Here is a 14,694-nt window from a genome sequence, read left to right as displayed (position 1 = left end):
GCGGCGGATCGGCCACTTCCCTCCCGATCCCTTCCGGTACGGACCACGACCATGCCCAGCCCCGGCCCCGACGAAGCGACGATGAAGGCCGGGCTTCAGGCCTATGTCGACCGGATCAATGCCGGAGACGTGGCCGGCGTGCTGGCCCTGTTCGCCCCCGGCGCGGTGATCGAGGATCCGATCGGCAGTCCGCCGAAGCAGGGCGCGGACCTGCCCCGCTGGTTCGCCGACACCGTTGCCTTCGGCACCCGCATCACCCCGGTCGCCCCGCTGCGTGGCAGCCATGGCAACGAGGCGCTGGTGGTGTTCGACGTGGAGTTCACGCCGCCGGGCGGAGAGCGGCTGCGGATCCGCACGGCCGATGCCTGCACCTTCGATGCCGACGGCCGGATCACGGCGCTGCGGGCGTACTGGGGTCCGGGCGATCTCGCTCCGGCAACCGGCGCGGCCGGGGCGCAAAACGAGGGCTGAGCGCCGCAAGCCGCGTTGGAGGTTTGCGCGAAGCACGATGTCCTGCCATGATGCCTGCATAATGCGCATTGTGGCGCCATGCGCGCTACGCAAATTGGCGCGACTCGGGAGACTGGCCCATGATCGACTCCACCCCTCGTCTCGACCGCGATTGGCTGCTCACCGCCGCTCGCCAGCGGACCGGGTTGACCGATTTCGGGGACGAGTGGTTCATCGAACCGATGGACGCCTACATCGCGGCGGCCCATGCCGAGGGCAAGCTGACCCCTGAGGGCCTGGCCGGGCAGGTCGAGGGGATCGTCAAGGGCCTGGCCAGCCGCCTGCGGATGATCGACGACCTGCACCGCCACCCCGAGATTCGGGAGGAGCGGGTCGAGGTCGCCGGGATCATCCTGGGCCTGCCGCGCACCGGCAGCACGATCTTCCATCGCCTGCTCGCCAGCGCCCCGGGCATGACCGCGCTGCGCTGGTTCGAATGCCAGAACTTCGCGCCCTTCCCGGGCGAGGGTCGGGGCGAGGCGCCGCAGCGGCGCGCCTATGCCCAGGCGATGATCGACGGCTGGCTGCAACTGTCGCCGGAACTCGCCTCGATCCATCCGCTCGACCCGGATGCGCCGGACGAAGAGGTGATCGTGCTGGGCCAGATGTTCGTCGGCACCGCGGTCGAGGCGATGACCTTCGCGCCGTCGTTCGCCGCCTGGCTCGATGCCTACGACCAGAGCAGGGGCCATGAGGATCTGCGCACGATCCTGCAATACCTGCAGTGGCAGGACCCGTCGCGCCGCGGCGCCAAGTGGATTCTGAAGAGCCCGACCAACCTGCCCTACACCGAAGTCGCCGCCAGGGCCTTCCCCGACGCGCTGCTGATCATGACGCACCGCGATCCGCTGGACGTGGTGCCGAGCTACGTGTCGATGGAGGCGGCGCTCTACAAGCTGAACTCGGTACAAGATGACAAGGCTGTGGGCGCGTTCTGGTTTCCCCGGCTGGCGGCGTGGATGGACCGCTTCATGGCCGCCCGGGAGCGCATCGGCGAGGCGCGGTTCATCGACATCGACTACCGCGAGGTCGCGCGCGAGCCGCTGGCCCAGGCGCAGCGGGTACTCGAACGGATGGGGATTCCCGTGGACGATCGGATCGAGGCCGCGCTCGCCGAGTTCATGGCGGGCAACCAGCGCGAGCAGCGGCCGACTCACGACTATTCGCTCGCCCGGTTCGGTCTGGACGAGGCCGCCATCAACCAGGCCTTCGCGGCCTATCGCGAACGGTTCATCCACTCCTGAGGCGAAAGGCCGCGCCGCCATCGCGCCGCCAGCCTGGTGTTCGGCAAGGTGTTCGGCGAGGGGTGGCTGATCATCTGACCTTGCGGCATCGGATCGCCAGATGATCCGCAATGGATTACCAGACGATCCGATCACCCTGGCTGCGCTTCGGGAATCCCCTGCTGCACCTTATGCTGCGCACAATCGAAGAAGAACAACACAACGGGAGAATCACCATGTCCGATATCCTGATCAAGCACGGCACCGTCGTCGACGGCACCGGCGCTCCGGCCTTCAAGGCGGACGTGCGGGTGCGCGGCGGCGTCATCGCCGAAGTCGGCGAGAACCTCGCGCCGCAGGGCGAGCGGGTGTTCGACGCGACCGACTGCCACGTCACCCCGGGCTTCATCGAAAGCCACACCCATTACGACGGGACGATGTGGTGGCAGCCCGATCTCGATCCGCTGCCGGGCTATGGCGCAACCACGATGATCCTCGGCAACTGCGGATTCTCCCCGGCGCCGCTGCACCGCTACATGCCGGCCCAGCGCGAAATGATCGGGATCTTCTCGTTCTTCGAGGACATTCCCGAAGGCCCGTTCATGCAGAACCTGCCGTGGGACTGGAACACGTGGAGCGAATACCGCGCCTCGGTCGAGAAGAACGTCCGCGTGCCGCTGAACTATGCGGCCTATGTCGGGCACATCGCGATCCGCCTGGCGGCGATGGGCGTCGAGGCGTGGGACCGTGAGGCCACGCCGAGCGAGATCGCCAAGATGTGCGAGCTGCTCGACGATGCGCTCGCCGCCGGCGCGCTCGGCCTGTCGGACAACATGCACGATCATGACGGCCAGAACCGCCCGGTCCCGACGCTGAAGGCCAGCGACGACGAGTTCCTCGCCCTGTTCGACGTGATGGAGAAGTATCCGGGCTGCTGCTACCAGGTGATCGTCGACACCTTCATGCGGATGACCGGCCCGGCCAATCTCGAACGGCTGGCGAAGCTGCTCGGCGGGCGCAAGATCAAGTGCCAGATCGCCGGCGCCATCCCGACCCTGGAGTTCCAGAAGGGCATCCTGCCCGCCATGCAGGAATCGGTGCGCAAGATGCGCGAGGCCGGGGTCGACGTATGGCCGGGCTATGCCCACGTCTCGCCCACGTCCACGCTCAGCCTGGTCAAGTCGCTGATCTTCGCCCAGTCGAACGACTATGTCTGGCACGAGGTCGTGCTGGAGGACGATCACAGCAAGAAGGCGGCGCTGCTGGCCGATCCGGACTGGCGCGCCCGCGCCCGCGAGAGCTGGGACACCCAGGCCTGGGATCACTCGCCGCTCAAGAACCCGCACGAGCTGTTCCTGCTCGACAGCGAGAACGGCACCGGTCCGCTCGGCATCACGCTCAAGGAATATGCCGACAGCCTGGGCCTGCACCGCTCCGACGCGATGGCCGACTGGATCCTCAAGAACGGCACCCGCTCGACCGTGCACATGGCGCCCTTCCCCAAGGACGAGGAGCTGACCCTCGGGCTGATGAAGGACCCCAAGACCGTCGGCAACATCTCGGACGCGGGCGCCCACCTGCAGATGCTGTGCGGTGGCGGCGAGAACGCGCTGCTGCTGACCCAGTACGTCCGCGAGCAGGGCAAGCTCACCCTCGAGGAGGCCGTCAACGTGATGACCGGCAAGCTCGCCGATCACTTCAACCTGCATGACCGCGGGGTGATCGCGGTGGGCAAGCGCGCCGACATTGCGGTGTTCAACATGGACGAGATCCAGCGCCGCGAGATGGAAAAGGCCCACGACGTGCCCGACGGGCGCGGCGGCACCACTTGGCGCTTCACCCGCAAGGCGATGCCGACCCGCCTGACCCTGGTCAACGGCGTGCCAACCTTCGAGAACGGCGCCTACACCGGCGCCACCCCGGGCGAATTCCTTTCGCCCGCCAACGACGACGTGCCGGTGGCCGTCGCGGCCGAGTAACCGTGGCGGGGACGGGGGTGCCAGGCGGCGCCCCCGTCCACCGCGCCGAATCCAGAACAAGCGGAGAGAGGACCCCATCATGAGCGAAGCCCAGATCGGCGATGCGGATCGCGCCTACTTCAACGGCGGCATCAAGACCGTGACCACCGAAAGCTCGGTGCTGGTCAGTTCGTCCAAGTACCTGAACCACCCGATGCTGCGCGCGCTGATCGCGCAGGAAATGCTGCGCCGCAACGGCCCCGACCTGCCGAACACCGCCTATATCCCCGAGGTCGCGCAGATCCTCCACGATCTGGAGGACATGCCGCGGATCATCGGGCTGTTCGAGATGGAGAAGGCGCGCCTGCCGCGCTTCCGCGAATGGCTGGAGACGCGCAGCCTGTCGAACTTCACCCTGGCCGAGACCGAACACTGCGCCCCCGGCACGCTGGGCGCGGCGATCCACAACTTCATGGCCAATTCGGGCTACCAGCTCGACCTGTTCTTCCAGGAAATCCAGGTCGTCAACGATTTCACCTTCTACCTGCGCCAGACCGCGCTGACCCATGACATCGAACACATGATCACCGGCTTCGGCCCCAACCACGGCGGCGAGGTGGCGCTGCTCACCGCCAACATGCACGCCAAGGCGCGCTACTTCCACCCGGAGCTCACCGCCTTCTTCAACCGCATCGCCTACTACCTGAAGGCGAAGACGATCATGAAGGACGGCCTCCACTATCCCGAGGCCATGGTGGTCAACCTCGAGGCCGAGTACCTGGGCGCCGAACAGGGTCGCAACTGGGCCTATCCGCTGATGCTGGTCGACTGGCGGAAGTACGTCGACACGCCGATCGAGGACATCCGCCGCGAGCTCAACATCACCCCGGTGATCGACGACCGCTGGGACGACACCAACCGCCTCTGCAACGAGGACGATCCGCACTACGGCGAGCCGCTGGCCCAGGCGGCGGAGTAGAAACGGTCTGGGCCGGTGTGTGCGTTGCACCGGCCCTCACCCCTCCGCGCGCGGGTCAAGTGGCCCGGTCCTTCGGCGGCCCGCGGGCTCCGACAAGCTCAGCCTGAGCGGCGGTGGCGGGTCGGGTTGGCGAAGAAGGCGCAAAGCCAGACGCACGGCCGCCCCATTCCGCCGCGGGGATACCACCAAAATCCGCTCAGGCTGAGCCTGTCGACGCCCACACGCGAGCGGGGCTCCCGGCCGCTCAGGCGTTCGCCCCGGTCATCTCGCGCGCCGCAATGTAGCCGAAGGTCATCGCCGGGCCCAGCGTGACGCCCGCACCGGGGTAGGATTCGCCCATCGCCGATGACGTGGTGTTGCCCGTGGCGAACAGGCCGGGGATCGGCTGGCCGGCCTCGTCCAGCACGCGCGCGCGCTCGTCGGTGACGATCCCGCCGTTGGTGCCGATGTCGCCCGGATAGATCGGCATGGCATAGAACGGCGCCTCGGTCAGCGGCCGCAGGCACGGGTTGGGCTGGTGGCGATAGTCGCCGTACATCTTGTCGTAGGCGGCCTCGCCGCGATGGAAATCGGGGTCCTCGCCCTTCTCCGCGAACTGGTTGAAGCGCGCGATGGTCACCGCCAGGGTGGCGGGATCGACCCCCATCTCGCGGGCCAGCTCCTCGATCGTGCGGCCCTTCTTGAGGATGGTCTTGACCGCCCCGGCCTGGGCCCAGTCCGGCACCAGCGGCAGCAGCGGGCCCATCGGGAACTGCTGGCGGTAGCGCCCGTCGAACACCATCCAGCTCGGGCTGGCATCGCCATGTTCCAGGTGGCGGCGGGCCATGATCTGGCCGGTGACGTGGTAGGACGCGGCCTCGTTGAGGTAGCGCTGGCCTGCCTGGTTGACCATGATGCAGCCGGGCAGGGCCCGCTCGATCGTGCAGAGCCGGCCGCGATCCTCGCCGGGGACGTAGAACACCGGGGCCGCCCAGGCCGACTGCAGGTTGCGCGTGGCCGCGCCCAGCGCGGTTGCCGCGCGGATCCCGTCGCCGGTGTTGCTGCTCACCCCGCCCGACAGGTGGGTCTGGGTGTAGAGCGGGGCATGGGCCTCGCGCATCGCCTTGTTCTTGTCGAACCCGCCGGTGGCGATCAGCACGCCCTTGCGAGCCCGGATGCGGAAGGGCTTGCCCTGCCGCTCGATCACGATCCCGGCGACGCGGCCATCCTCCCGCACCAGCTCGCGCATCGGGGCGTTCAGCCACAGCGGCACGCCCGCCTCGTTGAGGGCCATGCGGATGCCGCCGGTCAGGGCATTGCCCAGGGTCAGCCGCCGGTCCTTGCCCGAGGTGAAGCGCAGCGGCCAGTCGAGCCAGTACTTGGCCATGTTGCGCGCCAGCCCCAGCGCCCAGCCCTTGCTGCGGTAAAGCAACTGGTAGGTTTCGGCGAAGGTCCAGTTGAGATAGCCGAACAGGCTTGCCGCGGGCGAGGGGAATTGCTGCGTCTTGAGGTCATTCCCCAGCTTCGATCCGTCGAGCAGTTCGGGCAGGTGCGTGCGGAAGCCGGTGACCGATCCGCCGGGATTTTCGGCATGGTAATCCGGATAGGGCTGCGCGGTGTAGACCACCGGGGTGTTCGCGGTCAGCCAGCGCAGCATCGGCGCGGCATTGTCGATGAAGGCGCGGATGTTGGCATCGGGCACGTTGTCGGCCGACAGCGCGCGGACATAGGTGAACGCGTCGTCCAGATTGTCCTCGAACCCGGCGGCCTTGGCCTGGTCGCTCCCCGGAATCCAGATGCCGCCGCCCGAGGTGGCGCTGGTGCCGCCCCAGCGCTTGTCCTTCTCGACGATCAGCACCTGCGCGTGGTTCTTCGCCGCGACCAGCGCCGAGAGCATCCCGCCCGCGCCGGAGCCCACGACGACCACATCGACTTCCTTGTCCCAGTTGCCCGTCATTGCATCCCGTCCATTGCCTTATGCAAAACGCAACTTGCGGCCTCCCTTGCCATGGTGTCAACTCCATGCGTAGAATGCGACAAGGTATTCTACGACATTCGACAAGCGGATGAACCGCTGCGGCCTCGTCCGGAAGGAGGGCCGGAAGGGAGAGCGATGACCGATCTGACGGGCAAGGTAGCATTGATCACCGGGGCCGGACAGGGGATCGGCCAGGGCACGGCGCTGGCCATGGCAGCCGCCGGAGCGGCCGTGGCGGTGAGCGGACGGACCCCCGAAAAGGTCGAGGAAACGGCCCGGCTGGTGCGCGAGCGCGGCGGCACCGCCCTGCCCCTCGCCTGCAACGTCAAGGCGGCAGACGATCTGGCCGCGGCGGTCGGTCGCACCGTGGCCGAACTGGGCGGCATCGATATCCTGGTCAACAATGCCCAGGAGGTGCCGCTCGGCAAGCTCGACGACGTGACAGACGAGGCCTTCCTGGCGGGGTTCGAATCCGGCCCCCTGGCGACCTTGCGCCTGATGAAGCTGGCCCGGCCGCACATGGTCGCGCGCGGCGGCGGGACGATCCTGAACTTCTGCTCCTCGGCCGGCATCCGCTGGGACATGACCGGCTATGGCGCCTATGCTGCGGTCAAGCAGGCGATCCGTTCGCTGACCCGCGCCGCCGCGGCGGAATGGGGCGGCGAGAACATCCGTGTCCTGACCATCGCCCCCCATGCCGAATCGCCGGGGCTGAAGTGGTGGATCGAGAACAACCCTGAAGAGGCGGCGGCGTTCTTCCGCACGATCCCGCTGGGCCGGGTCGGCGGGCTCGAGACCGACATCGGGCGGGCGCTGGTCGCGCTGTGCGGGCCGGACCTCGGTTACCTCACCGGGGCGACGATTCCGCTCGACGGCGGGCAGGCCAACTTCGACTGAGCGGAACCTGCGGGCGGGGAGAGAGCGATGGAAAAGGTCATCGGCGCGCTATGGGCTCCGGCGGGCGAAAGCCGCGAGGCCTTCGGCGCAGGCCTGCTGGCGAGCCTGCCCGACGCGCTCCACCGGGCGGGCGCCCGCGGTCTGCGGCTCAACCTCCGCGACGCCGCGATAGCCGCCGGTGACGGCCTGGTACAGCAGTGGCAGGCCCCGCAGCAGGATGCCGTGGTGCAATTCTGGCTGCCCTCGGCCAATGCCCGGTTCCGCGGTGCGATCGACGCGGTGCTGGCCGCGCACAGTGCCCGCTTCGCGCTGTGGCTGGCCTGCGAATCGACCATCATCGCGAATGCCGCCCATCCGGTGCAGCCCGGCGCGCGGACCTGGGGGTGGAGCCAGTCGAGCTTCATCGCGTTCCGGCCGGACCTGACCCGCGAGGCGGCGATCGCCCACTGGCATTCGCATCACACCCGGGTGGCGATCGAGACCCAGTCCAACTTCGAATATGTCCAGAACCTGTTCGTCCGCCCGCTGACCGAGGGCGCCCCCGATTATGCCGCCTTCGTCGAGGAGTGCTTCCCGCTCGAGGCCCTGACCCAGCCGGAGGTATTCTTCGATGCCGTGGGCGATCCGGCTCGGTTCGACGCCAACCTCGCCGCGATGATGGACAGTTGCCACGGCTTCCTCGACTTCACCAAGGCCGACATCATCCCGACCTCGCAATTCGATTTCACCCACCTCGATTGACGACGCCGGGGCCCGCACCGGACCCCAGCGCCTTATCCCCACCCCGATCCCGTTCAGGAGTATGCCTTGATGACCCAGCCCAAAGTCGCCCTCGTCACCGGAGCCAGCCGCGGAGCCGGCGCCGGCATTGCCCGTGGCTTCGGGGAGCTGGGCTATACCGTCTATGTCACCGGGCGCACTGTCACCCCCGGTGACGCCAAGGGCTGGGACGGCTCGGTCCTGCCCGGCACGGTCGCCGAAACCGCGCAGGAGGTGACCCGGCTGGGCGGCAAGGGCATTCCCGTGGTCTGCGACCATGCCGATGACGAGGCGGTCGCCCGGGTCTTCGCGCAGATCGCCGAGGAGCAGGGCCGGCTTGACGTGCTGGTCAACAACGCCGCCTACATGCACCATCAGTTGATCCAGCAGCTGCCCTTCTGGGAGAAGGAACTGGACGCGCAAAAGATCCTCGATGTCGGACTGCGCAGCGCCTATGTCGCCAGTTGGCATGCCGCCAGGATGATGGTGGCGCAGGGATCGGGGATCATCGCGATGACCTCGTCGTTCGGGGCCACCTGCTACATGCACGGCCCGGCCTATGGCGCGCAGAAGGCGGGCCTGGACAAGCTCGCGCATGACATGGCGCACGATTTCGCCGGAACCGGGGTGGCCGCGGTCTCGCTGTGGCTCGGCCCGCAGATCACCGAACGGTCGAAGATCGCCCTCCAGACCAACCCCGAACAGTATGCCGGCTTCCTCGAAATGGCAGAGAACCCGGAGTTCTCCGCGCACGTCATCGCAGCCATCGACCGGGCGGCCAACCGGGAGGACCTGTCTGGCCAGACCCTGATCGTGGCCGAAATCGCCAAGGAGCTGGGCGTGACCGACCGCGGCAACGAACGCCCGTCGCACCGCGCCATGCTCGGCAGCCCGCGCCCGAAGAACCCGGCCGCGGTCTACTGACCTTTGGGGCTGTCCCGGTCCATGGCGGGATGACGCGCCGCCCGCGCCGGGTTATGACAGGCGCAAGGCAAGGAGCCGGTCCCGCATGAACGGGCCGGCCCCATCTGGGAGACAAGCGCATGGCAAGCATTCCGCTGTCCGATCGTCCGGGCCTGCCGCTGGTGGAGGGTGGAGCACCGCTGCTCGGCCATTTGCTGCAATTCTTCCGCGATCCGGTCTCCGTCCTGACCCGCGGCTACCGCACCCGCGGGCGGCTGTTCGCGCTCAGCTTTATGGGCCGGCGGATGAACGTCATGCTCGGACCCGAGCACAACCGCTTCTTCTTCGAGGAAACCGACAAGCTCCTGTCGATCCGGGAATCGATGCCGTTCTTCCTCAAGATGTTCTCGCCGGAGTTCTACTCCTTCGCCGAGATGGAAGAGTATCTGCGCCAGCGGGCGATCATCATGCCGCGCTTCAAGGCGGCCTCGATGAAGCAGTACGTTCCGGTGATGGTCGAGGAATCGCTCAACCTGGTCAATCGGCTGGGTGACGAGGGCAGTTTCGACCTGATCCCCACCCTGGGCCCGGTGGTGATGGACATCGCCGCTCACAGCTTCATGGGGCGCGAGTTTCATGAAAAGCTGGGGCACGAGTTCTTCGAGCTGTTCCGCGACTTTTCCGGCGGGATGGAATTCGTGCTGCCGCTGTGGCTGCCGACGCCCAAGATGGTCCGCTCGCAACGGGCCAAGCGCAAGCTCCACGCGATCCTGCAATCGTGGATCGACAAGCGCCGCGCCGCGCCGCTCGACCCGCCCGACTTCTTCCAGGACATGATCGCGACGACCTATCCGGATGGTCGCCCGGTGCCCGACGAGATCATCCGCCACCTGATCCTGCTGCTGGTCTGGGCCGGTCACGAGACCACGGCCGGCCAGGTCTCGTGGGCCCTGGCCGATCTGCTGCAGAACCCCGGCTACCAGGCGGTCATCCGCGCCGAGCTGGCCGCCCAGATCGGGGGCGGAGACGGGCGCGAGCTGGGCTGGCAGCAGGCCATCGCGATGGAGAAGATGGACCTGGCCCTGCGCGAGACCGAGCGGCTGCATCCGGTCGCCTATCTGCTCAGCCGCAAGGCGCGCGAGGACATCGAGCGCGACGGCTACCAGATCCGCAAGGGTGAATTCGTCCTGCTGGCGCCTTCGGTCAGCCACCGTCTGGAGGAGACCTTCCCCGAGCCGGACCGCTATGACCCGGAGCGCTTCAACCCGGCCAATCCCGCGGCCAAGACCGAAAGCAACACCCTGATCGGCTTCGGCGGCGGGGTCCACCGCTGCGCCGGGGTCAATTTCGCGCGGATGGAAATGAAGGTGCTGCTGGCGATCCTGCTGCAGCATTACGATATGGAGCTGATCGACGAGGTCCGCCCGATCGCCGGGGCGGGCACCTACTGGCCGGCCCAGCCGTGCCGGGTACGCTACCGCAAGCGCCGGCTCGACGGGGCGTCCCCGACCGCGGCCCAGCCTGCCGCCACTGGCTGCCCGGTCCACGGCCAGCCCGCCGCCTGAACCGGAGCATCCGATGGCCACGATCACCTTCATCCAGCCCGACGGCACCGCCCGCGCCTGCGTCAACTTCGAGGGGATGACCCTGATGCAGCTGGCGGTGGGCAACCTGGTCGACGGGATCGACGCCCTGTGCGGCGGGATGATGCAGTGCGCGACCTGCCATTGCTGGATCGACGAAGCCTGGATCGACCGCACCGGTCCGGCCAGCCCAGACGAGCGCGCGATGATCGAGGGCCTGTCGGGCGTCGAGGTCCGGCCAACCAGCCGCCTCTCCTGCCAGGTCCAACTGGGCGAGGAGCTCGACGGACTGATCGTCCACCTGCCCCCGGACCAGCCGGGGATCTAGCGTGCGCGGTTGCGATCGTCCCGATCCTCCCTGTTTTTGCGCAGCACAAACGGGGAGGGGGACCGCGCTGCCGTAGGCAGCGGGGTGGAGGGGGACAGCAACCTGCCCCCTCCGTCATCCACCTGCAGCGGCTGACACCTGCGCTCCCCACCCTGTCCGGTCGTTCGCCCAACCGCAGGAATCGGCCAGGACCGCCCGGAACCGCCTAATCCCGACATGTACGTCGCGCAGATGGCATTTTTTCTGCGCATTGCATTGACATGACCTGCATTTGCGCAACACTATGCGTAGAAACATGGCCACTGCCCGGCGTGGAATCGCCGGACGGACAGAGCCCGAGAGAGGATGCCCCGATCGATGTCCGACGTGTCCGCACAGCCGGCCGCTGCCCTCCACACCGCGCTCGACTTCACCGGCAAGACCGTGCTGGTCACGGGCGGGGGCGTGGGTATCGGGCGCGCCATTGCCGAGGCTTTCGCGGCGGCCGGGGCCCGGCTGGTCATCGCCGAGATCGATCCGGCCAATGCCGAGGCGGTCGAAGCGGCGATCCCTTCGGCCCGGGTGATCCGTTGCGACGTGCGCGAGCGTGGCACGCCGCGGATCCTGGCCGAACGCATCGCCGACCAGGCTGGTCAATTGGACGTGCTGGTCAACAATGTCGGCCACTTCGTCCATGCCCGCGCCTTCGCCGACCTTGCCGAGGACGAGATCGAAACGATCCTCGATACCAACCTGGGCCAGGTGTTGCGGATGACCCATGCGATGATCCCGCTGCTGCTCAAGGCCGGGCCGGGATCATCGATCATCAACGTGACCTCGATCGAGGCGCATCGCGGCATTCCGGGCTGCACGGTCTATGCCGCGGGCAAGTGGGGGATGACGGGCTTCACCAAGAGCCTGGCGCTCGAACTCGCCCCCTTCGGCATCCGGGTCAACGACATCGCGCCCGAGACCACCGACACGCCCCAGCTTGCGCTGGACTATGTGATTCCGCCTGAGAACCGCACGCATGAGGAGCGCTGGATTCCGTTGGGCCGGTTCGGCCGGCCGAGCGATTGCGCCGGGGCCGCGCTCTACCTCGCCAGTCCGCTCGCCGCCTGGGTGACCGGCACCGCGCTGCACGTCGATGGCGGCGCCCTCGCCGCTGCCGGGTGGTACCGCACCCCGCAGGGCCAGTGGACCAACACGCCGCTGATCAGCGGCAATGGCATCGTCATCCCGGGGATGGGCTGACCGTGGCGCCCCCGTCCGACGATCACGCCGCCCTGCGTCGGACCGCGGAGATCTATGCCCGTGGCGCCGATCGGCGGTGCAAGGACGATTGGCGGGCGGTGCTGGCCGAGGACGTGGTGATTGCCGGGCCCGGCTTCACGATCGAGGGGCAGGAGGCCAACCTCGGCTCGATCGACTTTCTCGCCCTGTCGTACCGCGCGACGCGCCACATCGTTCACGCACAGTGGGTCGAGATCACCGGCGACCGCGCCCGGGGCGAGACGGTGGGCACCGCGGAGCATCGCATCGCGGGCGCCGATGGCACCGGCGACAGGCTGCTGTGCTGGGCGATCCGCTATCAGGACGAGTGGCGGCGGGACGACGGGGCCTGGCGCTTCACGCGCCGGGACCTGATCGTCGACTGGGAAGAGGTCCGCCCGGTTCACGACGTGGGCGGCCCCGTGGCCGCCGCGCACATGGAAAAGGAAACACCACAATGAAAGTTCTTGTCGTTGGCGGGACCGGCGCGCTGGGCGGGCATGCCGCGCTTCACCTGGCCGCACGGGGGCACGAGGTGACCATCACCGGACGCGGCGAGGGTGCCCATCCCGCCACTCCGCTCACCCGCCTGCCCTACCTGCGCGGGGACTATATCGCGGGGGATTTTCCGGCGGAGCGGCTGGCCGGGTTCGACTGGGTGGTTCACGCCGCGGGCAACGACCCGCGCCACGTTCCGCCCGGCGAGGACTTCGACGCCTGGCTCCACCGGGCCAACCATGTCGCCCTGCCCGCCTTCTTCGCCGCCGCGCGCGAGGCCGGGGTCAAGCGCGCGGTCCAGCTTGGCAGCTTCTACCATCAGGCCGCGCCCGGGCTGCTCGCCGGCAACTCGTACATCCGGTCCCGCCAGGCGGCCTGCGAGGGTGCGCGGGCCGAAGGCCGTCCCGGGTTCGACGTGATGAGCGTCAACGCGCCGTTCATGGTCGGCGTGGTCCCGGGCCTGCCCAGCGCGATCTTCGAACCTTACGTGCAATGGGCCAAGGGCCTGATCCCGATCCCGCCGTTCGCCCCGCCGGGCGGCACCAACTTCATGTCGTTCCGCTCGCTCTCCGAAGCGATCGAGGGCGCGCTGGAACGCGGCGAGCCGGGCAAGGCCTACCTGGTCGGCGACGAGAACCTGTCGTTCCGCGAATACTTCCAGCTGTTCTTCGCGGCGGTGGGCAACCCGGCGCCGATCGAGGAACAGGACGCGGAGTTGCCGCTGCTGCCCGACGTTGCAATTCCGCAAGGCCGGGGCCAGTTCATCCGCTATGAACCCGATCCGGCGGAGACGGCGCTGCTCGGCTATCGTCGCCATGATGTGGCCGCCGCGGTGGCCGAAGCCGTTGCCCAGTTCGGCTGATCCCCAGTTCGGCTGATTCGAGGAAGGACCATCCGATGCCGCTCAATCCCCAGGTTGCCGCCCTGCTCGAGATGTTCGCGGGCGTGCCCCCGGTCGACTATGCCACGGTGACCCCGCAGGACATGCGCGCGCTGAACGACCGGCCCATCCAGATGGGGCCGCCGCCCGCGGTGGCGCATGTCCGCGACCTGACGCTGGACCTGCCCGGCCGGACCATCGCGGCCCGGCTCTATGTGCCCGAAGGCGCGAGCGAAGCCCCGCCGCTGGTGGTCTATTACCACGGCGGCGGCTGGGTGGTGGGGACGCTGGAGACCCACGACGGGACCTGCCGGGCGCTCGCCCGGGCAAGCGGCGCGGCGGTGCTGTCGGTCGCCTATCGGCTGGCCCCCGAGGCGCGCTTTCCGGCGCCGCTCGACGATTGCTTCGAAGCCCTGGTCTGGGCCCATGCCCATGCCGGCGAGCTGGGGGTGGATGGCACGCGGCTGGCCGTGGCGGGGGACAGCGCCGGGGGCAATCTTGCCGCCGCGGTGGCGATCCGCGCCCGCGACGAACAGGGCCCGGCGCTGCGCCATCAACTGCTGATCTATCCGGTCACCGACACCGACTTCACCCGGCCGTCCTACCAGGAGAACGGCGAGGCCGGGGGCTTCCTGTCCACCGCGGCCATGCGCTGGTTCTGGGGCCACTATGTCGATGATCTCGACACGGTCCACCCCCATGCCGCGGTGCTGCGGCACGGCGACCTGACCGGGTTGCCGCCGGCCACGGTGATCACGGCCGAGCTCGATCCGCTGCGCGACGAAGGCATGGCCTATGCCGAGGCGCTGGCCGCTGCGGGGGTTGCGGTTGAGGCCGAGATCGCGCCGGGGATGATCCATGGCTTCTTCTCGCTGTTCGAACCGGTGCCCGATGTCCTGCCCTACATCGCCCGGGCCGGACAGCGCCTTCAGGCCGACCTGGCCTGAACGATCCGCGGGCAAGCAGGA

General features: G+C 68.4%; 14 protein-coding genes. 13 read left to right on the top strand and 1 reads right to left on the bottom strand.

The window, feature by feature from the left end; all coding sequences use genetic code 11:
• The first annotated feature begins 51 nt into the window (after nucleotides 1–51).
• From H7F49_RS00875 to H7F49_RS00860, 4 genes are all read left to right on the top strand, one after another.
• Entirely contained in the window at nucleotides 52–471 is a 420-nt protein-coding gene (locus tag H7F49_RS00875) for a steroid Delta-isomerase (RefSeq protein ID WP_185681667.1), read from the top strand.
• 119 nt (nucleotides 472–590) lie between these two features.
• Nucleotides 591–1,754 (top strand): sulfotransferase family protein, encoded by a 1,164-nt coding sequence (locus H7F49_RS00870; protein ID WP_185681666.1) that lies wholly within the window; start codon nucleotides 591–593, stop codon nucleotides 1,752–1,754.
• 215 nt (nucleotides 1,755–1,969) lie between these two features.
• Nucleotides 1,970–3,712 carry an N-acyl-D-amino-acid deacylase family protein gene (locus H7F49_RS00865; protein WP_185681665.1) on the top strand — a complete coding sequence of 581 codons (1,743 nt, stop codon included), beginning with the start codon at nucleotides 1,970–1,972 and terminating at the stop codon, nucleotides 3,710–3,712.
• Nucleotides 3,713–3,791: 79 nt separating this feature from the next.
• On the top strand, nucleotides 3,792–4,670 hold the full coding sequence (locus H7F49_RS00860; RefSeq protein WP_185681664.1) for a Coq4 family protein: 879 nt from the start codon (nucleotides 3,792–3,794) through the stop codon (nucleotides 4,668–4,670).
• 244 nt (nucleotides 4,671–4,914) lie between these two features.
• Here H7F49_RS00860 and H7F49_RS00855 read toward each other — a convergent pair whose 3' ends face one another.
• On the bottom strand, nucleotides 4,915–6,606 hold the full coding sequence (locus H7F49_RS00855) for an FAD-dependent oxidoreductase (protein ID WP_185681663.1): 1,692 nt from the start codon (nucleotides 6,604–6,606) through the stop codon (nucleotides 4,915–4,917).
• 156 nt (nucleotides 6,607–6,762) lie between these two features.
• On the opposite strand from H7F49_RS00855, the gene H7F49_RS00850 reads away from it, so the two are divergent.
• The 9 genes from H7F49_RS00850 to estDL136 all read left to right on the top strand — a co-directional run bounded on the left by H7F49_RS00850 (nucleotide 6,763) and on the right by estDL136 (nucleotide 14,673).
• Nucleotides 6,763–7,524 carry an SDR family NAD(P)-dependent oxidoreductase gene (locus H7F49_RS00850; RefSeq protein WP_185681662.1) on the top strand — a complete coding sequence of 254 codons (762 nt, stop codon included), beginning with the start codon at nucleotides 6,763–6,765 and terminating at the stop codon, nucleotides 7,522–7,524.
• Between the two features lie 27 nt (nucleotides 7,525–7,551).
• On the top strand, nucleotides 7,552–8,265 hold the full coding sequence (locus tag H7F49_RS00845; RefSeq protein ID WP_185681661.1) for an EthD domain-containing protein: 714 nt from the start codon (nucleotides 7,552–7,554) through the stop codon (nucleotides 8,263–8,265).
• Between the two features lie 69 nt (nucleotides 8,266–8,334).
• Nucleotides 8,335–9,207 (top strand): SDR family NAD(P)-dependent oxidoreductase, encoded by an 873-nt coding sequence (locus tag H7F49_RS00840; protein ID WP_185681660.1) that lies wholly within the window; start codon nucleotides 8,335–8,337, stop codon nucleotides 9,205–9,207.
• Between the two features lie 119 nt (nucleotides 9,208–9,326).
• Entirely contained in the window at nucleotides 9,327–10,751 is a 1,425-nt protein-coding gene (locus tag H7F49_RS00835; protein ID WP_185681659.1) for a cytochrome P450, read from the top strand.
• Between the two features lie 13 nt (nucleotides 10,752–10,764).
• Nucleotides 10,765–11,097, top strand: a complete 333-nt coding sequence (locus H7F49_RS00830) for a 2Fe-2S iron-sulfur cluster-binding protein (RefSeq protein WP_185681658.1) — start codon at nucleotides 10,765–10,767, stop codon at nucleotides 11,095–11,097.
• A 357-nt stretch (nucleotides 11,098–11,454) separates the two neighbouring features.
• Nucleotides 11,455–12,330 (top strand): SDR family NAD(P)-dependent oxidoreductase, encoded by an 876-nt coding sequence (locus H7F49_RS00825; protein WP_185681657.1) that lies wholly within the window; start codon nucleotides 11,455–11,457, stop codon nucleotides 12,328–12,330.
• Between the two features lie 2 nt (nucleotides 12,331–12,332).
• A complete protein-coding gene (locus tag H7F49_RS00820) occupies nucleotides 12,333–12,809 on the top strand; it encodes a nuclear transport factor 2 family protein (RefSeq protein WP_185681656.1) in 477 nt (158 codons plus the stop codon).
• Nucleotides 12,806–13,708 carry an NAD-dependent epimerase/dehydratase family protein gene (locus tag H7F49_RS00815; protein WP_185681655.1) on the top strand — a complete coding sequence of 301 codons (903 nt, stop codon included), beginning with the start codon at nucleotides 12,806–12,808 and terminating at the stop codon, nucleotides 13,706–13,708. The genes H7F49_RS00820 and H7F49_RS00815 overlap by 4 nt, the downstream gene beginning before the upstream one ends.
• A gap of 35 nt (nucleotides 13,709–13,743) precedes the next feature.
• Nucleotides 13,744–14,673: a chloramphenicol hydrolase gene (gene estDL136 / locus H7F49_RS00810; RefSeq protein WP_185681654.1), complete on the top strand. Its 930-nt coding sequence runs from the start codon at nucleotides 13,744–13,746 to the stop codon at nucleotides 14,671–14,673.
• The last annotated feature ends 21 nt before the right edge of the window (nucleotides 14,674–14,694 follow it).

The organism is Novosphingobium aerophilum (genome assembly GCF_014230305.1).
Lineage (GTDB): Bacteria > Pseudomonadota > Alphaproteobacteria > Sphingomonadales > Sphingomonadaceae > Novosphingobium > Novosphingobium aerophilum.
Note: the sequence above shows the minus strand (reverse complement) of the source record. Positions and strands in the feature narration are given on the sequence as shown.